This window comes from uncultured Kocuria sp. (assembly GCF_947500125.1).
Classification (GTDB): domain Bacteria; phylum Actinomycetota; class Actinomycetes; order Actinomycetales; family Micrococcaceae; genus Kocuria.
In genome coordinates, this window is sequence record NZ_CANMRA010000006.1 from 166,034 (window position 1) to 188,127 (window position 22,094).

23 protein-coding genes and 1 pseudogene are annotated in these 22,094 nt (G+C 71.1%); 14 read left to right on the top strand and 10 right to left on the bottom strand.

Going from position 1 to position 22,094, the window contains the following annotated elements:
* Nucleotides 1-148: 148 nt before the first annotated feature.
* Nucleotides 149-1,828: a DUF5635 domain-containing protein gene (locus tag Q0817_RS06340; protein WP_298585315.1), complete on the top strand. Its 1,680-nt coding sequence runs from the start codon at nt 149-151 to the stop codon at nt 1,826-1,828.
* Between the two features lie 430 nt (nt 1,829-2,258).
* Here the strand turns inward: Q0817_RS06340 and Q0817_RS20065 are convergent, their stop codons facing one another.
* Together Q0817_RS20065 and Q0817_RS06350 are read right to left on the bottom strand one after the other, a co-directional pair.
* Entirely contained in the window at nt 2,259-2,477 is a 219-nt protein-coding gene (locus Q0817_RS20065) for a ribbon-helix-helix protein, CopG family (protein ID WP_366139861.1), read from the bottom strand.
* A 145-nt stretch (nt 2,478-2,622) separates the two neighbouring features.
* The gene (locus Q0817_RS06350; RefSeq protein WP_298585316.1) at nt 2,623-3,405 is read right to left on the bottom strand and encodes an SDR family oxidoreductase; all 783 of its coding nucleotides are present in this window, start codon (nt 3,403-3,405) and stop codon (nt 2,623-2,625) included.
* A gap of 135 nt (nt 3,406-3,540) precedes the next feature.
* Between Q0817_RS06350 and Q0817_RS06355 the strand changes: the two genes are divergently transcribed.
* Nucleotides 3,541-4,491: a helix-turn-helix domain-containing protein gene (locus tag Q0817_RS06355; RefSeq protein ID WP_298585317.1), complete on the top strand. Its 951-nt coding sequence runs from the start codon at nt 3,541-3,543 to the stop codon at nt 4,489-4,491.
* A gap of 236 nt (nt 4,492-4,727) precedes the next feature.
* Entirely contained in the window at nt 4,728-5,030 is a 303-nt protein-coding gene (locus Q0817_RS06360) for a hypothetical protein (protein ID WP_298585318.1), read from the top strand.
* A gap of 156 nt (nt 5,031-5,186) precedes the next feature.
* On the opposite strand, the gene Q0817_RS06365 is transcribed toward Q0817_RS06360, so the two are convergent.
* The 3 genes from Q0817_RS06365 to Q0817_RS06375 all read right to left on the bottom strand — a co-directional run bounded on the left by Q0817_RS06365 (nt 5,187) and on the right by Q0817_RS06375 (nt 7,362).
* Nucleotides 5,187-5,456: a hypothetical protein gene (locus tag Q0817_RS06365; protein ID WP_298585319.1), complete on the bottom strand. Its 270-nt coding sequence runs from the start codon at nt 5,454-5,456 to the stop codon at nt 5,187-5,189.
* A gap of 52 nt (nt 5,457-5,508) precedes the next feature.
* Nucleotides 5,509-6,933, bottom strand: a complete 1,425-nt coding sequence (locus Q0817_RS06370) for a M20/M25/M40 family metallo-hydrolase (protein WP_298585320.1) — start codon at nt 6,931-6,933, stop codon at nt 5,509-5,511.
* Between the two features lie 132 nt (nt 6,934-7,065).
* Complete coding sequence (locus Q0817_RS06375; RefSeq protein WP_298585321.1) at nt 7,066-7,362, bottom strand: hypothetical protein; 297 nt, start codon at nt 7,360-7,362, stop codon at nt 7,066-7,068.
* Between the two features lie 202 nt (nt 7,363-7,564).
* Between Q0817_RS06375 and Q0817_RS06380 the strand changes: the two genes are divergently transcribed.
* The 3 genes from Q0817_RS06380 (at nt 7,565) to Q0817_RS06390 (ending at nt 11,364) form a co-directional block, all read left to right on the top strand.
* On the top strand, nt 7,565-8,974 hold the full coding sequence (locus tag Q0817_RS06380) for a plasmid pRiA4b ORF-3 family protein (protein ID WP_298585322.1): 1,410 nt from the start codon (nt 7,565-7,567) through the stop codon (nt 8,972-8,974).
* Nucleotides 8,975-9,205: 231 nt separating this feature from the next.
* Nucleotides 9,206-9,919, top strand: coding sequence for a M15 family metallopeptidase (locus Q0817_RS06385; RefSeq protein WP_298585323.1), 714 nt, complete (start codon nt 9,206-9,208; stop codon nt 9,917-9,919).
* Between the two features lie 134 nt (nt 9,920-10,053).
* Nucleotides 10,054-11,364: a hypothetical protein gene (locus tag Q0817_RS06390; protein WP_298585324.1), complete on the top strand. Its 1,311-nt coding sequence runs from the start codon at nt 10,054-10,056 to the stop codon at nt 11,362-11,364.
* A 207-nt stretch (nt 11,365-11,571) separates the two neighbouring features.
* Here Q0817_RS06390 and Q0817_RS06395 read toward each other — a convergent pair whose 3' ends face one another.
* Entirely contained in the window at nt 11,572-12,336 is a 765-nt protein-coding gene (locus tag Q0817_RS06395; protein WP_298585325.1) for a nuclease-related domain-containing protein, read from the bottom strand.
* Between the two features lie 407 nt (nt 12,337-12,743).
* On the opposite strand from Q0817_RS06395, the gene Q0817_RS06400 reads away from it, so the two are divergent.
* The gene (locus Q0817_RS06400; RefSeq protein WP_298585326.1) at nt 12,744-13,910 is read left to right on the top strand and encodes a thermonuclease family protein; all 1,167 of its coding nucleotides are present in this window, start codon (nt 12,744-12,746) and stop codon (nt 13,908-13,910) included.
* A gap of 87 nt (nt 13,911-13,997) precedes the next feature.
* On the opposite strand, the gene Q0817_RS06405 is transcribed toward Q0817_RS06400, so the two are convergent.
* A complete protein-coding gene (locus Q0817_RS06405) occupies nt 13,998-14,231 on the bottom strand; it encodes a hypothetical protein (protein WP_298585327.1) in 234 nt (77 codons plus the stop codon).
* Between the two features lie 746 nt (nt 14,232-14,977).
* On the opposite strand from Q0817_RS06405, the gene Q0817_RS06410 reads away from it, so the two are divergent.
* Genes Q0817_RS06410 through Q0817_RS06420 form a run of 3 tightly spaced genes read left to right on the top strand, consistent with a single transcriptional unit; the run spans nt 14,978 to nt 15,885 of the window.
* Nucleotides 14,978-15,406, top strand: coding sequence for a DUF1801 domain-containing protein (locus tag Q0817_RS06410; RefSeq protein ID WP_298585328.1), 429 nt, complete (start codon nt 14,978-14,980; stop codon nt 15,404-15,406).
* Nucleotides 15,407-15,435: 29 nt separating this feature from the next.
* Nucleotides 15,436-15,603 carry a hypothetical protein gene (locus Q0817_RS06415; protein ID WP_298585329.1) on the top strand — a complete coding sequence of 56 codons (168 nt, stop codon included), beginning with the start codon at nt 15,436-15,438 and terminating at the stop codon, nt 15,601-15,603.
* A gap of 9 nt (nt 15,604-15,612) precedes the next feature.
* Nucleotides 15,613-15,885 (top strand): GYD domain-containing protein, encoded by a 273-nt coding sequence (locus Q0817_RS06420; protein WP_298585339.1) that lies wholly within the window; start codon nt 15,613-15,615, stop codon nt 15,883-15,885.
* A 126-nt stretch (nt 15,886-16,011) separates the two neighbouring features.
* On the opposite strand, the gene Q0817_RS06425 is transcribed toward Q0817_RS06420, so the two are convergent.
* Nucleotides 16,012-16,458 carry a hypothetical protein gene (locus Q0817_RS06425; protein ID WP_298585330.1) on the bottom strand — a complete coding sequence of 149 codons (447 nt, stop codon included), beginning with the start codon at nt 16,456-16,458 and terminating at the stop codon, nt 16,012-16,014.
* A 335-nt stretch (nt 16,459-16,793) separates the two neighbouring features.
* Between Q0817_RS06425 and Q0817_RS06430 the strand changes: the two genes are divergently transcribed.
* Entirely contained in the window at nt 16,794-17,438 is a 645-nt protein-coding gene (locus Q0817_RS06430; RefSeq protein WP_298585331.1) for an NAD(P)H-binding protein, read from the top strand.
* Nucleotides 17,439-17,505: 67 nt separating this feature from the next.
* Here the strand turns inward: Q0817_RS06430 and Q0817_RS06435 are convergent, their stop codons facing one another.
* Entirely contained in the window at nt 17,506-18,534 is a 1,029-nt protein-coding gene (locus Q0817_RS06435; RefSeq protein ID WP_298585332.1) for an FAD-dependent oxidoreductase, read from the bottom strand.
* A 55-nt stretch (nt 18,535-18,589) separates the two neighbouring features.
* Nucleotides 18,590-18,967, bottom strand: coding sequence for a TIR domain-containing protein (locus tag Q0817_RS06440; protein WP_298585333.1), 378 nt, complete (start codon nt 18,965-18,967; stop codon nt 18,590-18,592).
* A 334-nt stretch (nt 18,968-19,301) separates the two neighbouring features.
* On the opposite strand from Q0817_RS06440, the gene Q0817_RS06445 reads away from it, so the two are divergent.
* The 3 genes and pseudogenes from Q0817_RS06445 to Q0817_RS06455 form a co-directional block, all read left to right on the top strand.
* On the top strand, nt 19,302-20,783 hold the full coding sequence (locus Q0817_RS06445; protein WP_298585334.1) for a selenium-binding protein SBP56-related protein: 1,482 nt from the start codon (nt 19,302-19,304) through the stop codon (nt 20,781-20,783).
* Between the two features lie 78 nt (nt 20,784-20,861).
* The gene (locus Q0817_RS06450; RefSeq protein ID WP_298585335.1) at nt 20,862-21,734 is read left to right on the top strand and encodes a phosphotransferase family protein; all 873 of its coding nucleotides are present in this window, start codon (nt 20,862-20,864) and stop codon (nt 21,732-21,734) included.
* Nucleotides 21,735-21,843: 109 nt separating this feature from the next.
* Nucleotides 21,844-22,094 (top strand): annotated as a pseudogene (locus tag Q0817_RS06455) (hypothetical protein); the annotation flags it as partial.

Sequence of the window (22,094 nt, forward strand, 5' to 3'; positions counted from 1 at the left end):
TTTCTGCCACTCCTTGCCGCATTCGCAGTATCTTGGCAGATTAAGCACCATGTAATCTGACAAGATAGTGATTATCCGGGGAAAAGTGTCAGATTGGAGAGTTCCGTTGCGACCAGTTGGCCTTGAACGCCGTACCGAGCTGGAGTCCATGGTCGCCGCGCTGCTCGCCTCGGAGCAGGACGGCGCACTGCTGTCTACCGAGGAGACCGCTGCCGTCGACCTCAAGGAAGAGGCAGGGCGGCGCAACGGGCCACAGCTCGAGCCCGGCCTCGCTCAGAATCCGGAGGCCGCCACGAAACTGGCAGACGAAGTAGCGTGCCTCGCCAACTCGCCGGGGGGAGGCGCGTTGATCCTCGGCGTCGAGGACCGCACCGGCCAGGTCCTCGGCACGGAGCTCGATGTCGACTGGCTGCGCCAACGCATCAATCGTGCCGTCAGTGTCGCGCCGGACATCGTCGTCCAGTACGTGGCCGGTCAGAGAGTGCTGATCCTCTACGTCGCCGAATCCCCGGAACCGATCCATGACACCGGCGACCGCCTGCGCTGGCGGGTGGGAGACGAATGCGCCCGGATCGACCGATCCGAGTGGTGGCAGCACCGGGAGAGGGCTCGAGAAACCGACCCCATGGCCGCACCCTCGGGAGCGACGCCTGACGATATCACCCAAGGAGCTCTCCGACTGGTGCGCAGCCACACAGGGGCGGATCCGATGGAGACCGACGAGGACCTGCTGCGCCGCCTGGGGGCCGTACGCAGTGACAACAGACTCTCGCAGGCGGGGCGCCTGCTGTTCACCCCGGCCGCGCGTCCGCTCATCGAACTGACCGTTCTCGACGTCCACGGCGGCAACGTGATCAATCGCGTGGTGCCCGACTCCTCCTCGTCGTTGCTCGAACAGCTGGACAATGTCGAGAAAGCGCTCGAGACGCTCAACGACTTCGTCGTCCACACCGACTCCTTCGCTGCGGAGTCCGTGCGCAAGGTCCCGCCGAACGCGGTGCGCGAGGCCGTGCTCAACGGACTGATCCACCGCGACTGGAACCGGCCCGAGCTGACCGATGTCCGGTGGATCGAGCACGACAGCACGCTTGTGGTGCGCAACCCTGGTTGCTTCACCGGGGGCATCTCTGCGGACAACGTCCTCAGCAACCGCCACGCGCGCTATCCGGCCCTCGCAGACCTCTTCCGCGCCATGGGGTTGGTGGAGAAACAGGGACTCGGGGTCGACCGCATGTACCAAGCGATGATCTCGTTGGGGCACCGACCGCCCATCATCGCCGAGGAGGCCGGGGACCGCGTCACGTGCACCCTCGTCGGCGGGCCTCCTGTACGCCCCGTCATGGAGCTGGTGGGCAGGATCCGGCCCACGGCGCGGCAGAAGGACTACCGGATCGCGATCATCGTCGACGCCCTGCTGCACCGCCCCTTCCTCGCCCTGCGGGACGTCGCCGACGCCCTGCAATCGGATGCCGCCTCCGCGGACGTGGCGCTCCAGGCCGCGACCCAGTCGACGGTCGACGGGGAAGCGCTCATCCGGACCTACAAGGACGTGTGGGTCTTCGGCCGCTCCTCGTGGCGGCTCGTTGCCGTTCGCCGTGCGTCCACGTCCGGCCCGGAGGTCCTGCCTCATGCCTCGACGGACTCCCATCGGTTGCGCGCCGTGGTGGACGCCTGGCTCGGCGCGCACCCCGCCATCACCAGCGGCGACCTGACGGAACTGACCGGCGTCGCCCGGGGAACGGCACAACGGGCGCTGCAGGACCTCGAGGGGACGGATCTGCGGAAGGTGGGTGGTGGCCGTTCCACGCGCTACGAACCTGTGCCGTGATCCCGTCGACCACGAATCGCCACCGCCCGCCGATTCGCACGCCCGGGTCCGGCACGAGTGGGATCTGCCCGCTCCCGGCATGGACAGTTGTCCCCCCGGCTATCGGAGATCCCCGACGTCGTCTGCGCGCGACGACCTCGGCGCCCGGCAACGAGATCGTGGAACTCCTGCGCGCCGTGCTCCTCGGCGGACCAGGCGGTGACGGCAGAGGACTTCGCGGCCGGGTCCTGGACGACCTGGTCTCGGCCGCCAGTGACAGTCCACGACCCGGCAGGAACCGGACCGTGCCGACCGGATCTTCGAAACAGGGGTGAAGCAAGGGGTGGCCTCTGCCCACCGAGCATCCCCCTGGCGGGGCCGTGCGTTGGCTTTTGTGACGTTGGGACCCTCGTGGCGGCGAGGAAGCGGGGCGGACAGCGCGACCGATGCGTCAGGCGCTCTTGAGCCAGGCGTGGAGGGCGTCGCGAATGACGTCGCTGGCCGTGGAGTTCTCGGACAGGGCTCGCTGCTTCACCGCAGCATCGAGCTCCGGGTCCAGGCGGACAGGGACGACCCGAGCCGCGGCGGAGCCGATCGGCTTGCGTCCACCGGAGCGGCGGAGCGTGTCCGGGTCGTATCCGGCCTCGGCCTCGCGAGCGAGCCGGTCGATCTCTTCCTCGGGAAGGGGGCGGCCCTAGGAGGTCCGCGGTTCGTGGGTCATGGTTGTCCTCCTCATGGCAACAGGTCGAAATACTGGGGTCTGGCCTTCATGGCGTGGATGACGAGCTCGGCGCCGTTGTCCACGGGCACCTCCCTCACGAGGTGCCACGGAGCCAGTCCTCGAACCGGGTCGGGGCGCTCGTGACGTTGCCCCGGGGCAGGAGTCCCCCGTTGCCGAGAGCGGTGAAGGGCACAGGCACCCGGAGGATCTTCCGGCGTCCTCCTCGACGCTGGGCGACTGCACGGGCGAGTTCCGCCATGTCGCGGACCTCGGGGCCGGCGATGGCGGCGTCGTCGGATGCCGCGGTGCTGCCGGGCTCCAGGGCGCGGTCGGCGACGAACGCGGCGGCCTCGTCGGCCGCCAGCGGCTGGGAGCGCATCCCGGGCACCACCGAGAGCGGGCCGATGCGCAGCTGCGACAGCAGGGTCTCGGCCAGTTCGTACCACTGCGCCGAGGCCACGACCGTGACCGGGACCGGGCCGGCACGGTAGGTCCGCTCCTGAGCGGCCTTGCCCTCGTAGTAGCCCATCCACCGGTGCACCTCCGGTTCCCGGGCGTTGAGGATCGTGACGCACACGATCCGGGACACCCCTGCCCGCTGTGCCGCCGCCAGCACGTTGCGTGCGGTGGTGGTGAAGAAGTCGACGGCGCGCCGGCGGGACAGCGTCGCCAGGTGGAGGCAGTCCACCACGGTGGAGACCCCGTCGAACGCGGCGTCCAGACCGTGGCCCGAGTAGACGTCGATGCCCTGTCCGCGCGAAACCTCGACGACGTCGACGCCTCGCTTACGCAGGTGCGTCACCACCCGTGCGCCCAGCTGCCCGGTCGCGCCGAGGACCGCCACCTTCCGGCTCTCACCCTCACCCGTGTTCGTCATCGTCGACCGCCCTCTTCCCGTCCGCCCGCGCTTCGGTCCTGATGGCACTGATTGTCCTCACCCGCCGGCCCCGCCGCGACTGTCATTTTCATAGCTGTCGTCGACTTCCTGCCACGTTGCTGGAAGCATGGATTCATGATCAGCAACGTGGCCGTCATCGTGTTCGGCGAGATCTCCCCCTTCGAGCTCGGGGTGGCCTGCGAGGCCTGGGCGATCGACCGCTCCGCCGACGGCCTGCCGGTCATGGACTTCGCCGTGTGCAGCCCCGACGGGCGACCGGTCCGCACGATCGCCGGCTTCGACGTGGCGGTCCACCACGGGCTCGACCGGGTGGCCGAGGCGGACCTCGTGGTCCTCCCGGCGATGTCCCGGGACCGGGATGTCCCGACAGACGTGATCCACGCGCTGCGCGCGGCCCACGACCGCGGCGCCCGGATCCTCTCCATCTGCTCGGGCGCCTTCGTCCTGGGGGCCGCCGGTCTGCTCGACGGCCGCCGCTGCACCACCCACTGGATGCACACCGCGGAGCTGGCGGAGCGGTTCCCCGCCGCCCAGGTGGTGCCCGAAGTCCTCTACGTCGAGGACGGCAGCATCCTCACCAGCGCCGGCACCGCGGCGGGCCTCGACGCCTGCCTCCACCTGTGGCGCCAGGAGTTCGGTTCGGCGGCCGCCAACACCGTGGCACGGCGCATGGTCGTGCCGCCGCAGCGCCAGGGTGGACAGGCCCAGTTCATCAAGGACCCCGTCCCCGAGCACCGGGCCGAGACGCTGGACCCGCTGCTCACCTGGATCGTAGGGCACCTCGACGAACCGCTCGACGTCGACGCCCTGGCCCGGCGCGCCGCCATGTCCCCGCGCACCTTCGCCCGCCGGTTCCGCGACGAGACGGGCACCACGCCGCACGCCTGGATCACCGCACGGCGCCTGCACCGGGCCGAGCAGCTCCTCGAGGAGACCGACCTGCCCGTCGAGCGCATCGCCGCGGACGTGGGCTTCGGCAACGCGGCCACGCTGCGCCACCACTTCACCCGGATCCGCCGGCTCAGCCCGCAGCAGTACCGCCGCCGCTTCGCGACGACCTCCTGACCACCGCTTTCTGAGCACCTCGGCGACGAGAGCGCGGCCGACGAACTCCGTCATGGCCGCGATCGCGAGCAAGCATTCCGCTCATTCGGGACTCCGCGGCAGAGCGCCGACAGACTTGGCAGAAAATAACCGGAAGTGGTCATTTCTGCCACTCGTGGCACAGGCTCCGGGCGACGAGGCTTGTCAGCGTGAGGGTGAGCCGGATCGGCCGGCACACCGCAGGCAAGGAGCTCATCATGATCTCGTTCGTGTTCCTGGTGCTGGCCGCAGCCGCTGTGCTGTCGGTGTACACAGTGATCGGCCGCCTGGCCGTCCCCCCGGAGGAGCGGGTGCTGTGGCGCGACCTCGGGTGGGACGGCTGGGTCCGTACACTGCGACGCAGCCTGGCCTTCCTGGGCGACGTGGCCCCGCGCGTGGACGCCGGTCACCCGGCAAGATCATCGAACGTCGTCGCCCCGTCGTCGGGCCGGCAGGCCGCCGTGGCTGACGACATCCCGATGAACGCACGGCCCCTGTCCGGGCCCGCAACCTGCTCGTGAGGTGCGGCTGGGAGGTGTCCTCGTCCGGCAGGCAGGTCCAGCGCCTGCTGCCGGACGAGGGCATTACCCCCTCAGGCGCTACAGCAACCGGCTGCAGAACACCGTGGGCAGCGGTGTGAACCCTTCGGCCGCGTAGGCGGCACGGGCTGATGTGCCTCAGGGCGTCCAGCCGAGGACCGCTTCCCCGAGCGTCATGACCCCGAACCACGTCGCGGCGGCCACGACGGGGACGAGGAGCACCAGGTAGGACCGGCGCTGCACCAGCCGCACCCCGACGTACGTGAGGAACAGCCACCACGCGCCCAGGAGCAGGATCGCCCACAGCGGAGCCATGAGACCGCTGGCCATGTAGAAGAACCCGGCCACCAGCTGGGCCAGGGCCGCGATCACCACAGCCACCACGAACAACGGCGTCGTCGTTCTCATGCAAGAACTGTGCGCCTCCGGGCAGGTTCTGGCAACAGGGGACGCCCCCGATTCACGGGTCCGCCGGCGCCCCTGCAGGCGGCCACGGCTGCGTCCGGCCCAGCTCGTCCCACAGGTGGGCCAGGGTGGCCGCCCCGGCCAGCAGCAGGTCCGTGCGGACGCTCTCGTCGCTGTTGTGCCAGTTGTCCTCGAGCAGCCCGGTGCCGAAGAACACCACCGGAGCCCCCAGCGCGGTGGACAGCAGGTCGGCCGGGCCTCCCCCGGCGTTGCCCATCCGCCCCACCTCGTCCACCCCGAAGCCGGCGGCCATGGCCCGGGCCAGCGCCTCCACCGCGGGGTGGTCCGGGGTTCGGTAGGCCTCCTGGGAGGTCTTGGTCGACACGGTCAGCTCGTACTCGTACCCGTCTCCGACCCGCTCGGCCACCCAGGCGCGCAGCTGCTCGGCCACGTCCTGCACCTTCTGCCCCAGCACCGTGCGGATGCTCAGGTCCATCGCCGCCTTCGAGGGGATCACCGCCCTCGAGACCTCCCGGGGGTCGCCGGCGATGAGGTCGATGACCTCCAGGGCGGGGCGTTCCCACAGCCGCTCCAGCACGGTGTAGCCGGCCTCCCCGCCGATGCTGCGCGTGCGGGTCCGAGCCAGCCAGTCGGCCTCGTCGAAGGGCAGTGCGGCCAGCTCCGCCCGCCGGGCCTCGGGGATCTCCGGGACGCGGTCGTAGAAGCCGGGCAGCGTGATCCGGCCCCGGTCGTCGTGGAGGCGGGCGAGGACCCGGGCCATCTCCAGGGCCGGGTTGGGGGCGGCCCCGGAGACCGCCCCGCTGTGGATGTCGGTGCGAGGGCCGTAGATCTCCAGGTGGGCGCTGAGCATCCCGCGGATCCCGGTGCACAGCGCAGGGTGATCGGCGCGCCACAGCAGCGTGTCGGAGAAGATCACCACGTCGGCGGCCAGCTCCTCCGGGTGCTCCTGGAGGAGCTGGGCCAGGCCGGGGGAACCCGCCTCCTCCTCGCCCTCGACGAGGACCTTCAGGTTCACGGCCGGGCACGCACGCCCGGTGGCGGCCAGATGCGCCCGGACACCCCACAGGTGGGCGAGGACCTGGCCCTTGGCGTCGGAGGTGCCCCGGCCGTAGAGCCGCCCGTCCCGGGCCACCGGGTCGAAGGGGGCGGTCTGGTCCCAGTTCTCCTCCTTGACCGCGCGCACGTCGTGGTGGCTGTAGACCAGCACCGTCGGTGCTCCCGGGGTCTCGCACCAGGCGGCGTGGACGGCCGGGCCGTGGACGCCGGGCCAGATCTCCGTGCGGGGGAACCCGACGTCGCGCAACGCCCCGGCCAGCCAGTGGGCCGAGCGCAGCAGGGCGTGCTCGTGCTCCGGGGCCGCGGCCACCGAGGGGATCCGCACCCACTCCTTCAGCCCGTCCAGCATCTCGGGCAGGTGCGCGGCCAGATAGGAGCGCACCTCGTCGTCGTCGTCGGTCACGGTCGCCTCCTCCCCGCGCGGGGTGCCCGTGGCACCGTGGCGCGCAGAAGCCGGTGGTGGGACGTGGCCGGACGACCGGCCTCCCGCACCCGGGTGGGTCAGTTCCGCGGGGAGCTCTCCCGGCCGGGCCTCCTAGAGCTCGTGGTCCTCCACGACGTCGAGGTCCCGGAACGTGGGCTCCCCCTCGATGAGCTCGCCCAGCTTCCGGGCGTACTCCTGGGTCTCCGGCAGCTGGGAGTTCTCCATGGCGGATTCGTAGGAGTCGAAGAGGACGATGTCGCAGTAGCGATCAGGGTGGTTGCGGTCCCTCGCCCACAGGACGCGCCGAGCCGTTCGTTTTCCCTGGCTGGCCCGTTCCCACTCCGCGGTGACCTCCGCCACCTCCTCCGGCCTCGAGGTGGTGTATTCGATCAGTTGGATGAAAGCCATCACACACGCTCCTCTGGAAGAGCCCATTGCGGGCCACCAGTCTAGATCCGGGCGGCCGGGATGTCGTGGACGGACCGGACATGACGGCCCGCCGTCGAGGACGGCCGGCCCGTCGACGCCAGGGTGGTGCACCTGACCGGGGATGTTCCGCTCGGCCTGGCCCGGCCGTGACCGCACGACGCGGGACTGGCACGATGGCCGCATGGCAGCACGCACCGACAGGGGCCGGCGGACGCGGGACCTGATCCGCCTCAAGGTCTCCCTGCTGGACACCGACCCCGAGATCTGGCGCCTGCTCGAGCTGGACGCGGACCTCACCCTCGACCGGGTGCACGAGGCCCTGCAGATCGCCATGGGCTGGCGGAACAGCCACCTGCACCTGTTCACGGACACCGATCCGTACCAGCGGCTGCGGCCGGTGGACGGCGAGTTCCGGGAGCCGCGGCGCTGGATGACGCGCGCCGACCTGGAGGAGCTGGACGGCCTGCCCGAGACCGAGTGGACCCTGGGCCAGGTGCTGACCGAGGAGACCGGTCCGCTGTTCTACGAGTACGACTTCGGCGACGGCTGGACCCACCGCCTCGAGTTCGTGGAGCAGCTCACCGTCCCCGCCGCCGAGCCGATCGCCCACGTCGAGCGCGGTGAACGGCGAGCGCCCCCGGAGGACTGCGGCGGTTCCCCGGGATACGCCGAGCTGCTGGACGCCCTCGCCGATCCCGGCCACGAGCGCCACCAGGAGCTGACGGAGTGGGTGGCCGCCACGGCCGGCCCGTGGCAGCCGTTCGATCCCGACCGCTTCGACGTGGACGCCGTCAACCGCGAGCTGGCCCTCCTCTTCCCCTCCCCCGACGACGCCGGACGAACCGCGGCGTCCTCGGACACGCCCCTGCTGGTCGCCGCGCTGGTGGAGCGGGTGCCGCCCACCCTGCGCCCCGAGTTCCGCTCCTCCGTCCGCGCCGCCGCGCTGGAGACCCCCGCGGCGGTCGAGCCGGCCGTGGCGGAGCGGATGACCGCACCGTACCGCTGGTTGATCCGCCGGGTCGGCGCGGACGGTCTGGCCCTGACCGCCGCTGGGTGGCTGCCGCCGGCCGTGGTGGCCGAGGCCATGGACGAGTTCGGCTGGGACGAGCGCTGGATCGGCAAGGGCAACCGGGAGGAGTGGACCCAGCCGGTCCGGCGGCTGCGCGAGCAGGCGCAGCGGCTCGGCCTGGTGCGCAAGCTCAAGGGCCGGCTGGTCCTGCCCGTGGCGGTCCGGAAGCTCGACGACGACCCCGTGGAACTGTGGTCCTTCGTGGCCCGTTCCCTGGCCCACCGACACGGGCACGACGCCGAGCGCGATGCCACGCTCCTGCTGGCCCTCGAGCTCGCCGCCGGTCGCGCCGGCTCCCAGGACGGGATGCTGCGGCGGATCGGCTTCGGCCTGGAGATCCTCGGCTGGCAGGCCGCCGACGGGTGGGGTCTGACCCCCGACATGGTGCGCAACCAGGTGCGGAGCAGCTGGGACGTGTTCGCCCAGCTGGGCGCCATCGGCGAACTGTCCGCGCTGGACGCACCGGACGCACCTGTTCCTCCGGAAGGGCGTGCCTTCGTCCGCGCAGTGCTGCAGTCCTGATCGCCGCCTGTCCGTCGTTCTGAAGGGACCGCGTGGATCAGCTCCGTCGGGCGCTCTCGCGCCAGGCGTGGAGAGCGCCGCGGAGGACGCCGCTGGTGTGAGCCCGGCCCCGACCTCCGCGGAGCCTTCCACGTCAGACCGCGTGCCGTCTTGGTGTGACACATCGCATGTCTCGAGAGTGGCCGGGGCTAGGCTGACGCTGATCTTTTCCGAACGCGTGGGGGCGTGGACATGAAGCAGAGACTGGGCGGACTTCTTGGCGGGGCGGCGGTACTGAGCCTGATGGCGGGGCTCGTGCTCCCCTCGCCGGCCGCGGCCGTCATGGTGCAGGGCTACGAGATCGACGACCCGACGAGTCCGACGGTGGTGGTGAACAAGCACCGACCCCTGAACCCGGTCACCCACGTGCCTGAGCGCCTGACGCGGATCAAGACCGAGCAGCTGCACTCCGACGCCGCTCAGGCGTACCAGCGGATGGTCAAGGCGGCCAAGGCGGAGCGGGTGAACATCGTGGCTGTCAGCGGGTACCGCTCCTATGACCACCAGGCCAGCCTCTACGACAGCTACGTGCAGCAATACGGGCAGGAGACCGCCGACACCATCGCGGCCCGGCCCGGGCACAGCGAGCACCAGACCGGCCTGGCCATGGACGTGGGCAACACCTCCGGGGTGTGCGCCCTGCAGGACTGCTTCGAGGGCACCCCGGTCGGGGCCTGGGTGGCCGAGCACGCCTGGGAATACGGGTTCATCATCCGCTATCCCAAGGACGAGCAGGACGTCACCGGCTACAAGTACGAACCCTGGCACCTGCGCTACGTCGGCCCGCAGCTGGCAGAGGACATGCGGTTCGCGGCCGAGGAGTCGGCCAGAACTGGGACCCAGCCGGACATCGACACCATGGAGGAGTTCTTCGAACTCGGTCCGGCTGCGGACTACCTGTACTGAGCAGATCGACTCTCCCGTCCCGCCGGCCGTCGGCGTCTGTGCAGATCAAGAACTCGAACTTTCATGCACTTTGCTCCCCCGTGTCTCCGGCACCGCCTATGGTGACGAGTGTGCACTTGTGAAGGGAGCAAGACGTGACTGCCGACAGCAACGCGCCCGTGCCGGTGTGGACACTGGCCACCGAGGACGTGAGCGTCCCGGACGTGATGGGCGATGAGGGCATGACACCTGCTCGCCTCGCAGAATTGAGAACAGCTCTGGCCACACTCGCTGACGCTCCGATCGCGACGCTGGAAGCGCATCCGATCGCGACCACACGAGGTCCGAAAGGCGGTGTCGCGCTCCATGCGGCCAGTCCGCTCGCGCGGCAGCTGTCGCAGCTCGTGACTCAGACGGCGAAGTCAGCGCCGCCGACGACCGACGTCGCGGCCACCGGTGACGTGCTCTACCGAATGGTGGTGCCGGCGAAGTTCGCCGCACAGGTCGGCGAGGGACTTGTGCGGCCCATGGCGGCCAAGACCCTGCCAGGAGGTGTCCGCGGCCCATTGGTCGGCCCCAACGGCATCTTGGGCCACGCCACGTTCGTGCCCGTTGCTGGCAAGGGCGCTGCAGGTGTTACCAACGGCTCGGCCTCCTCCGCCGGAGTTGTCGCGGCCAGTGGTGGAGCGTTGACCGTGGCTGCCCCACTCGTCCTCATGGCCGTGGCCGTCAGCGTCAGCGCGCATGCCGAGCAGCAGCGCCAGGAATCACTCGAGCGGATCACCGAGTTGCTGGAGCAGCTGCACGAGGACAAGCTCGAGCACGAGCGGAGCGAGCTCGACGGTTGCCGCGACGCCATTGACAAAGCCACCTCGATTCTCCTCGACCAGGGCCGCATCGGCCTGTCCTTGGGCCTTGACTCCGCCGCGCACGCTATCGGCACGTCGATTGCACGGACTCGTAGTCGGCTGACCAGGTGGCAGAACGCGCTGGCGGGGTTTCCTGAGGGCCCGGTCGACGTCGAAACCCTCACGAAGGCATTTCCCGGCATCTTTGAGACAGCTGGCACCTTCCGTGCGCACCTCGAGCTGGCGAGGCTCGCGATCGCCCTCAAACGCCGGGTGCTGGTTCTTCAGGCCGTGGAGCACGCACAGCTGGAGGGTGAGAGCCACCCGTTCACGACCTTCGTCCGCACGTTGCAGGACGACGAGCGTGGTGTCGACGAATTGGAGTCCGCAATCACCTCAGTCCTTCTTCGGCTGTCGTCCCTCGAACTGAAGCGTCGCGGAGGCTTCCGGAGCATCGTGTACACACAAGGAGAGGTGGACGGCCTCCTCAAGGCTGTGTATCGCCTTCGAGCCCTGGGCGATGAGCTCGACGTCGGAATCCACCACGCTGACGTCGCGATCGAGATCGAACGACGCAGCGACGGATCGCTCGTCGTATTTCCCGGTGTGCCTGCGTGACCTTTTTCGAAGGCCGCGGAACTCGGTTCTGACACAACATCCCAGCAACCGTTCGCCCTGTCGTCCGGCACGAACCGCGGATCGGCAAGGACAACCGCTCGGAGCGGACCCGGCCGGTCCGACGACCGCGCGAGCGGGGGCTCCGGCTCCTGGAAGAACGAGCACGAGCACGGGTTGTGCTGCGCTCGATCATGAACCCTCTGTCGATCAGACCGGCCCGGCGCCGAGCAGGGCCGCCAGGAGGATCGGACCATAGTTGATGGCGGCAGCACCGCCCCCGACGAGCAGCGCGAGTTCCCACAGCGCACGCCGACGCTGCGCGCTCCGCACGGAAACCTGAAGTTCGGCGAAGCGCTCCTGCAGCGCGACGGGATCTTCGGGCGGCGCCGGGCTGTTGTGCCAGGTACTCGGGACCACGGCTGCGGCCGTGATCCGGGCGACCCGCTCAGGAGTCAGGACGGGACGCCGTCGCTTCAGCCGGCGCAGCAGCTGGCGGTCGGTGACGACGTGGACTCCCACGGGTCGCTGCTTGATCGTCAGGTCCTTCGGCTCCATCAGCACCAGCACCGGGGTGACCGACACAGGCTCCCCCGCAGCCGCGCTCAATCGCTTCGCCGCCCGGGCCGCCTCGTGGCGGGCGTGGGAGAGATAGTGCTGCCTGTGCCCGTCGACGAGGATCACCCGCTCCCCGACCCAGATCTTCCTGCCCGGATGGTTCTTCGTGTTGAGCGTGAACACTCCCGCCGGCCCGATCAGGACGTGGTCGATGTCCGAGGCCCCGGCGCCGACCGGGACGGCGTGGAGCACCGTCCACTCCGGACCCAGGCGACGGAGGATCTGCCCCACGGCGATCTCTCCCAGTGCGCCCTGGAACCAGGGCCGGGTGTCGGCACCGAGGGGACTGCTCCCGATCAGGCGTTGCCACCACTCTCGGGGCGGCTCTTCGCCCTGGAGCCGCAGCGTCTCGGCCATGACGGACTGCCCTGCCCTACGGTTCGCCAGGCTCAACGGACGGGACGGACTCGATGAGGATCTCTGGGCGCTGCTGCCCGCCAGCGGTCCGAGCAGCCGGAAGGCGGCGAACCCCAAGGTGCGGATGGGCACAGCAGGCGGGAAGATGGGGTCCGCGGAGGGCGTCATGGTGGTCAGCTTTCGAGCAGAACGACATGGTGTCCCCGCATTTCACGCCTTTGCATTCATACACGGCAAGACGACGTACCGGGGCACCGCATTGTGACGCTGGTGCGGAACAGGATGGACATGCCGTTGCCCTCGCACGGCGAGTTCCACACCGCCGAACTGGGGACAACGGCCTCCCCGGTGATTGCTTCTGCATCCATAAGCTGGAGGGGAACTGACGCTTTTCTGACAGGACTCCCGTGACACCTCCCCCCGCTTCCCTCCGCCTGGGCGCCTCCGCGCTCGTCCTCCTGCTCCTGACCGGCTGCGGCGGGTCGGCGGCCTCCAGCGACACGACGTCGTCGTCCTCGCAGACTGCCGCGGCGGAGACCTCCGCCGCCCCGGAGCTGCGCGGCGAGCGCGCCGTGGTGGAGCGGGTGATCGACGGGGACACCGTCGACGTCCAGCGGAGCGGCGAGGTGGTCCGCGTGCGGCTGCTCAACATCGACACCCCGGAGACCAAGGACCCGAACGAGATCGTCGAGTGCCTCGGCCCGGAGGCGACCGCGCTGCTGGAGGAGCTCCTGCCCCCGGGCACCGTGGTGGGCCTGGAGTACGACCAGGAGCGCACCGACTCCTACGACCGCACCCTGGCCGGGGTCTTCCTGCAGGACGGGACCCTGGTCAACGCCGAGATCGCCCGTCAGGGCCTGGGTACGCCGCTGTACATCGCGCCGAACGACCGGTTCCTGCCGCCCGTCGAGGAGGCCTTCGCCGAGGCGGAGCAGCAGCAGACCGGCCTGCTCGACCCCGCCCACGGCTGCACCATCCCGGCGCAGGTCCAGCAGGCGACGAGCGCGCTCGCCGACGCCGCCCCGGCGGATCTCGCCGACCCGGCCGGTGAGGTCGCGGCCGCCGTCGCGTTCCTGGCAGCCCTGGACGCGGTCGACGGCGACGCGCACCCGCACGTCCGCCATCTGGTCGGGCTGCCGTCGATCACGAGCGGGATCGCGGGAGTCCGCCAGGACGTCGCCGCCCTCCAGGAGCGCGCCGCGGAGCAGCGCCGCGCGGCGGAGGCGGAAGCCGCGGAGCGCGCGGAGGCCGAGGACCAGCGCCGTCAGGCAGAGGCCGAGGCGGCACGTCAGGCGGAGGCCGCCCGGCAGGCCGAGCTCGACCGCCAGGCGGAGGCGGCGCGGCAGGCAGCGGCCGACGCCGCGCGCCGGGCGGTCGTACCTGCACCCGCACCGGCCCCTGCACCTGCACCAGCTCCCGCGCCGGCACCCGCCCCGGCGCCGGCGCCGAAGCCCGCCCCGAACCCGGGCGCCAACATCGTCAACCAGGCTCCTCCCGGCTACTACGCCGACATCCCCGGCTACACCGGGCCGCGCTGCTACGCGCCGGGCGGGAAGTTCTTCAAGCCCTGCTGAGCACAGGAGCTGAGCCAGGACCCTTGACTGCCGGCGCCCCTGACGCGCAGCACCCGGCGATCCCCATTCCGCGTGCAGCCCGAGGCGTCAGCAGCACCGGCACGTATCGCTCCAGCGGTCATATGCCATGCGCGCCAAGTGCCACTGGGCGTTGCGGTCCCGGTCCCGGGCGACCAGGGCCGCATAGGTAGTGGCGGCGACAGCGGCCAGCGCCCATCCGGCGGTCGACCGCCGGGACGAGGGCGGGGCTTTGATGCCCAGCGTCATGCCGAGCAGGACGGCCAGCACATGGAGGGGTCGGCCCTCGGGAATGATTTCCATGGGGGTGCTCCTGACGTGGGGGAAATGAAGTATGGAATCAACATCGTCCCATGTCAGAGCCACATTGCCCTGCGGAATACGCTCGACGGAGCGTCCCCTCATGCGTGGACAGAGGTTCAGCTCGGGGCTTCCCCGACGTGGGCAGGTGACGCCCCTGGACCCCGGCTGCGGTCGTCGCCGGCTCCCCGCACGGGCCAGGAGGAGTGCCCACTGTGGGTCGTCCGGGGCTCGGGCACAGCTGTGATGCGGACGCACGACCTCGACGGCCAGAATGCCGGTCGCGCGCCCGCAGGGTTCGCGGTGGGCTGGGAACAGCTCGAGTGGTCCGGCGATGCCGCTCTCGCCGAGGGAATGTCCCACCGGGCGAAGAAGAAGGCCCGAGGACCGGACCGTGCGGCGGTTCCGGCCCGCATCGCCGCAGCGTCCCTGAGCCTGCCCGCGGCCGTGGCCGCGCTCATGGCCGGCCAGGACCGTCTGACTCCGGCAGGTTCCGCAGCTCCGCGGTCTGGATCGGCGCCGGGGCCCCGACGCCGCACTGGACGACTTCGCCGCACGCCTCGGACGTCGCGCCTGCCCCGCAGGTGACCGGCCGGCGTCGTCGTCGCCCAGGATCCGTGCGGAGTCCCCAGCGTGGTGACCCAGGGCCTGGACCGGTGCGCGCACAGGCCCCGCACTGCCGTGTCGGACGGGTCGAGGACTCTGGTCCCTGAGACGATCGTCGTCCCAGCGACCCCGAGGAGCCCATCGTGGAGAAGACAGGTCAGCCGGTCGAGGAGTACCTCGCCGGGGTCACGCCGAAGAGGCGGCAGGCCGACGCCGAGCGCCTCGTCCCGCTGTTCACCCGGGTCACCGGGCAGCCGGCGGAGATGTGGGGCACCATCGTGGGCTTCGGCCAGTACCACTACAAGTACGCCAGCGGGCACGAGGGCGACGCCCCCGCAGCGGGCTTCGCCGCGCGCAAGGCGGCGACGACGATCTACGTGTACGACGGCGTCGACGCCCACCAGGAGAACCTGGCGCGGCTGGGCCCGCACACCACCGGGGTGGGCTGCATCTACCTCAAGGATCTCGAGAAGGTGGACCTGGAGGTCCTCGAGCAGATCGTCGCCGCGTCCTACGCCAAGCTCGGCGACGGCCCGTGGACGGACCGCGCCCGCGACGGCGCCCAGGCCTGAGCGGACGCCGCCGCCGACACGGAGACGACATGAGTCACGGGCGGGCGACGATCCGGCCCATCCCCTTGGGGGCGGCCCTGCCGGGGCCTACGGTCAGCACACGCCTGATCGAACCCGGCCGGACGGACACCACCACACGAGGGGACGAGACGATGCCGCTCTACCTGTCCAAGTTCAGCTACACGCCCGAGACGTGAGCCCGGCTGATCGCCCACCCGGAGGACCGTCGCCGGGCCGCCCAGGACTACATCGAATCGGTCGGCGGGACGCTGCACGGATTCTGGTACGCCTTCGGCGAGCACGACGGCTACAACCTGTGGGAGGCGCCCGACAACGTGTCCATGGCCGCGGTGGCCCTGGCCATCAGCGGAGGCGGGGCCCTGAGCTCCCTGGAGACCACGGTGCTCATGAGCGTCGAGGACACCCTGGAGGCCCTGCGCCAGGCCGAGCAGATCAAGTACCGGCCTCCCGGGACCTGACCCGATCCGGCGCACCGGACCGCCAGGTGGCGGGCTGACCGCCCGTTCTCTCAGCGAGAGGAGGGCGGCTCGAGCACGTCGCCGAGACCGACGCCGCGTCGACGCACCCGGCCCCCTGACGACGTCTCAGCCCTGGGGGGCGCCCAGGTGCTTGAGGTGCTCGGCCTTGAGCGTGCGGTAGTGGGGCATGAGCTCGGCCGCGGTGTAGGTGGCGGTGGCGGTCACCGGCGTCCCGGGGTGGCTGTGCTCGGCCAGGATCTGCTGCAGAGCGGCCTCGTGCTGGGCGAGGATCGTCTGGTTGAAGTAGCCGTGGTGCAGCAGCGCGGCGATCCCCCCGGCATAGGCCCAGGTCGGGGAGCCCTCGTCCATCGGCGCGCGGGGGTCGTCCCAGTCGGCGGGCCCGCCGGTGGAGGCCAGCTCGGAGGCCAGGACGCTCTCGAGCACCTCGGCCTGGAAGGACAGGGAGAGCTCGGCGACCTCGTCGACGATCTCGAACCGGTCCACCCGCACCCCGGCAGGGGGCGGGGTCTGCACCAGGTCCTGGACAGCCTGCAGGAGTTCGGGGGTGGTCATCGTCGTCTCGCTTTCCGGGAGGGCGGGGGGAGGTCCCATCGATGCGTTGTCATCAGCGTACTTGCTACCCGGGAGTCACAATCCGTCCGCCGTGTCCCCACAACGGCCTACGCGCCCGGATGCGCCCGGCGCCGGCGAGAACGCCCTCCCGGCCCGGTTCTGCCCCTAGTGGGACCGGGCACGCGCACCCCGGGAGCCCGGCACCGCACTGCCGGCCGGTGCCCGGTGCCGCCCCGTCCGCGGACGTCACACGTGCTCCATGGCATTTCATTCGAAAACTCGGTGATCTACGGTTCGGGAAACACGTCCGTGCATCCGCATCCGTGGGGGAACAGATGAAGGTCACCGTGTTCGGGGCGATCAGCCCCATCGGCCAGGAGCTCGTCGAGGACCTGCTGTTCCGCGGCTATGAGGTCATCGCCCTCGTGGCCGACGCCACGCAGGTGCCGCCCGGCTGGGGCGAGGACGTGCGGGTGGTGCTCGGGCAGATCACCGACCCCGCGGCTGTCGACGCCGCGATGGACGGTGCTGAGGCGGTGATCAACACTGTGGATCCGCGCCTGCGGCCCCGTTCCCGCCGGCCGGGCCTGGTCGAGGCCACCGGTCACATCGTGGCCGGCATGCACCGCCACGGGATCCGCCGCTACATCGGCCACGGCACTCCGTTGGTCTCCCTGTGCCCGAAGGAGAAGCCCACCACCCGCCTCAAGATCCACCGCTTCCTGGCCCGCCACCTCGATCCGCACGCCTACCGGCAGATGGCAGGAATGCTGCAGGTGGTCGCCGGCTCCGGGCTGGACTGGACGATCGTGCGGTTCCTGCACGTCACCGGCGGCAGCGCCCGGGGCCTGAAGTACGTGGGGTTCTTCGGCCCCGGCGCGGTGGGCTCCTCGGCCACCGCCGCCGACATCGCCCGGTTCACCGCCACCCAGATCCTGGAGACCGCCTACATCCGCGACGCTCCGGCCGTCAGCAACTGAGGCCCGGTCCCGCCGCCGGAGGCGGCAGGGCCGACGGGCCGGGACCCGTGAGCGCGAGCACGGTCGGTCACACCAGGCTTCCCGCCGCGGCCATGACGGCGTTGCGCACGGTCAGCAGGTGCCGCGCCGTGCTCACGCTGTTCGCCAGGCGGGCCAGACGCACCGTGCGGGTGGTCGGCCGGCGGCGTGCGGCGTCGTACCGCCGGAGGGCCTCCGGCACGTCGGGGGCCGCGGTCAGGGCATCGACGAGAGCCGTGGCATCGAGCAGCGCCTCGCAGGCGCCCCGGCCGAGATTCGGTGCCATGCCGTGGGCGGCGTCGCCGAGGAGCACGGTCCGCCCCTCCACGTAGGACGGCAGCGGCGGAACGTCGAGCAGCGTGCGCCGGTCGATCGGGGTGTCCCCGAGGGCGTCCAGGACGCGCCGCACGGCCGGGTGCCAGTCCCCGTAGAGCCGTCGGAGGATCTGCGGGTCGGTGCGCCCGGACCCCGCGGAGGAGAGCACGTCGGCGCGGACGCTCGCGAACCAGTTGGTGTGCCCGGCGTCGTGCGGGGTGATGCCGAAGAGCCGTGCCGGCCCCCAGGTCTCCGTGGTCCCGTCCGCCGGTCCCGGGACGGTGCCGCGGAGGGCGCCGGTGCCCAGCGGCCGCGGGGCGACCCCGAAGAGCGCGGCGCGGGTGGGGCTGTGGACGCCGTCGGCGGCGACGACGAGATCGGTCCCGGGCAGCGCACGGTGGTCGGCGACCAGGGTGTTCCACGCGACGACGTCCGGGGGCAGGCCCTCAGCCAGTGCCGCCAGGAGCGCGGGCCGCGGCACGAGCCGGACCGTGCGCTCGAGGTCGAGGCGGGCGATCTCGCGACCGTCCGGGCGGAGGAGGCGGGCTCCCCGCTGCTCGACGGAGGCCGCCCGGACCTGCTCCCCCACGCCCAGCCGGTCCAGGGCCCGCACCGCCTCGGGCCACATGCCCAGGGCCGTGCCGGTGCTGGGCAGGCCCGGCGAGCGCTCGAGCACGTGGACGGCCCAGCCTGCGCGGAGCAGGCCGCGGGCCGTGGCCAGACCGGCGATGCCGGCCCCGATGATGACGGCTGACCCGCGCACGGCGCCTCCTGTGGTCGGTGGTCCCCGGCCCGGGGACGCGCCCCGGGCGGTAGGGCTACAGGCGGTCGAGGAAGTTCCCGATGTTCTCCCACGTCCAGGACTCGCAGCGCGCCGGGCCCATCTCGGGCGGCTTCCTCCGGTGCTCGGGCTCCACCCACAGGCCCAGCAACGGCTTGTCCTGGTCCACGGCGCACCGGATCTGCCACAGCGCCGCGTCCGAGGCCGGTGTGCGGCCGCCGATCAGCGCGATCACCCCGTCGCTGCGGCGGATCCGTTCCCGCACGTCCTGCTTCCACTCGCCGGGGGACGCCTCGTCCCCGGGCGGTTCCAGGAACCGGGCCTGGTCCCCGGACCGGGCCCACTGGGTGGTGAACAGATCCCGGAACAACTCGTCCTGCTCCGCGAAGGCCAGAAATACGGTTCTCGGCGCCATTGCCGTCAACTCCCCGAAAAATCGAACATCAGTGCTATCGAGAGGCACCATATGCTCTGGACGGGATCGGACGGCTGGGACGCAGCAACATCCCTTCATGAAGACCTCTGATGACCTGATGAGCGGTTCGACGCTCGAATGGCCACGGTGAGCTCTGGTCTGCCCGTCGACGGGGTGGGAAAATGGTGCTGAGCCTGCCCCTCGCCCGGCCTGATCCCGCCGAGCTTCGCGGCCCGGAGCCCACACCTGCTGACCGGAGCGCGAGACGTCGACGGGACCGGCAGGTGGGCGGCGGGCCGAGATCCACCCGCCGTTCCAGCACAGGGGAGATCCGATGAGACACCACGGCCACGACCACCACCACACCGGGCCCGGCGGCCACGACGAGGGGATCGATGCCGCCGCACCCTCGATGACCGATCCCACGTTCTACCGCTCCCCGGCCGAGGCCATCGCCGCTCCACGGGAGGAACTGGCCTACGTGGTCGCCTTCGACCGCACGGCACAGCGCCCCGACGCGCTGACCGTCGTCGACCTCGACCCGGCCTCGGCCTCCTACGGCACGGTGGTCGGGTGGGAGGACATGCCCTCCACCGGGGACGAGCTGCACCACTTCGGGTGGAACGCCTGCAGCAGCGCGTTCATGCACGAAGGACACGACATGACCGGTCTGTCCCGCCGGTACCTGCTGATGCCCGGGCTGCGGTCCTCCAACGTGCACATCGCCGACACCCACCCCGATCCCCGCACCCCGCGGGTGATCAAGACCATCACCGCGCACGAGCTGGCCGAGAAGGCCGGCTACTCCCGCCCGCACACCCTGCACTGCGGCCCGGACGGGGTCTACCTCTCCTGTCTGGGTGCGGCTTCCGGGGACGGCGGGCCGGGCGGGATCGCCGTGCTCGACCACGACACCTTCGACGTGGTCGGACGGTGGGAGACCGACCGCGGCCCCCAGCACCTGGCCTACGACGCCTGGTGGCACCTGATGCACAACACGCTGGTCACCAGCGAGTGGGGCACTCCGGCGATGGTGGAGAACGGCGTGGTCGCCGAGCAGCTGCTCAACCAGGAGTACGGCCACGCCCTGCACTTCTGGGATCTGGCCGAAGGCCGGCACCTGCAGCGCGTGGAGCTGGGGCCCGAACACCAGATGGCCCTGGAACTGCGTCCGGCCCACGATCCGGAGGCAACCTGGGGGCTGGTGGACACGGCCATCTCCACGCAGGACCTCTCGGCATCGATCTTCCACTGGCACCGCACCGAGGCCGGGGAGTGGGCCGCTGACCAGGTGGTCTCCATCCCCGCCGAACCCTGCGAGGAGGAGAAGCTGCCGCCGTTGCTGCGACCCTTCGGAGCCGTGCCGCCGCTGGTCACCGACATCTCCCTGTCCGTGGACGACCGCTGGCTCTATGTCTCCTGCTGGGGCACCGGGGAGCTCAAGCAGTACGACGTCTCCGATCCGGCCCACCCGCGCGAGACCGGATCGGTCCGTCTGGGCGGGATCGGGGACCGCGCCGCCCACCCCTCCGCCCCGGGCACGTGGCTCGGCGGAGGCCCGCAGATGGTGGAGACCAGCCGCGACGGGAAGCGGGTCTACGTGACCAACTCCCTCTACGGGGCCTGGGACGACCAGTTCTACCCCGACGGCGTCGGGGCCTGGATGGCCAAGATCGACGCCGACACCGACACCGGCGGTCTGTCGATCGACGAGGACTTCTTCCTCTCCCAGGAGGACTTCCGCGGTCTGCGCGCCCACCAGATCCGGCTGCAGGGCGGGGACGCGTCCTCCGACTCCTACTGCTACCGCAGCTGACCCGCGCGCTCGGCACCGGCACGACCGCTCGGAAGGAACCCCGCGCCGGACGGATCCAGATCACCACGGAGAACCGGAATGGACGAGCTGGAGCGGATCGCCGCGACCTTCCCGGAGCTGACGTGGTCGAGGGCGCGGCGGATCACGGAGGGCTGGGACCACGTCGTCGTCGTCCTGGACGACGCCCTGGTGTTCCGCTTCCCGCAGGAGCCGCCCTACACGGAGGCGCTCGGCCGGGAGGTCGAGGTCCTGGACCACCTCGCCCCGCGGCTGCCCGTGCGGGTACCGCGCTACGACCGCGTGGCGCCCGACGGCTCGTTCGCCGGGTACCCGCTCCTGCCCGGCCGGACGCTCCGACCGGAGGTGCTGGCCTCCCTGGACGGCACGGCGCGCGACGCGCTCGTGGACCAGCTGGCCGGTTTCCTCTCGGCCCTGCACACCGCGCCCGTCCCCGGCACCCCGCTGGAGCAGGTGCCGCCGTCCTCCCTGGCCGAGGACCAGGACGACGTCCGCCGCGCGGCGGCCACGCACCTGCCCGCCGTGCTGACCCCGGCCGAGCTCGACGACGTGGAGCGGATCCTCGCCGACATCGACGCCCTCCTCGCCGCCGATCTCCCCGAGGCGGTCATCCACAACGACGTCTACAGCCGGCACCTGCTCTGGGACGACGCGACCGCCCGCCTGGGCGTCATCGACTTCAGCGACATGTGCCGCGGGGACCCGGCCGTGGACTTCGCGGAGCTGCACGAGTACGGCGAGGCCTTCGTCCGCGCCGTGCACGAGCGCTGCACCGGGCCGAGGGACCCCGGGCTCCTCGACCGTGCCTGGACCTACCAGTGCTGGATCGGGGTGTACATGCTCACCGACCACTTCGACGTCGGCAAGACCTCGTGGGAGACCGCCCGGGAGACCTTCGACCGCGTCCGCGACCAGACCCGGCGTGCCCGGTGAACGGGCTCACGCGGACGGTCCGCGCCGCCGGAGGGTGGTCCGTGCGACGGGTTCTCCCTAGGGTGAGAGACCCAGCCGGCGCCGCACGGCCCAGCACCGAGGAGCGACCATGACCTCCACCCCGTTCACGATCCGCCCGGCGACGAGCGAGAGGTTCGACGACGTCGCGACCATCCTGGGGCCCCGCAACCCCGACTCGGCGGTCTGCTGGTGCCTCACCTACCGGCTGCCGTCCAAGGAGAACCGCGCGCTGAGCGCCCGGGAACGGGCGCAGAGGGTCCAGGTGAATCCCCCCAAGTTTGATGCCGCATCTTTTCCGGTCAGGAAGGATGTTGTCATGCCGAAGAATTTCGATCCCGC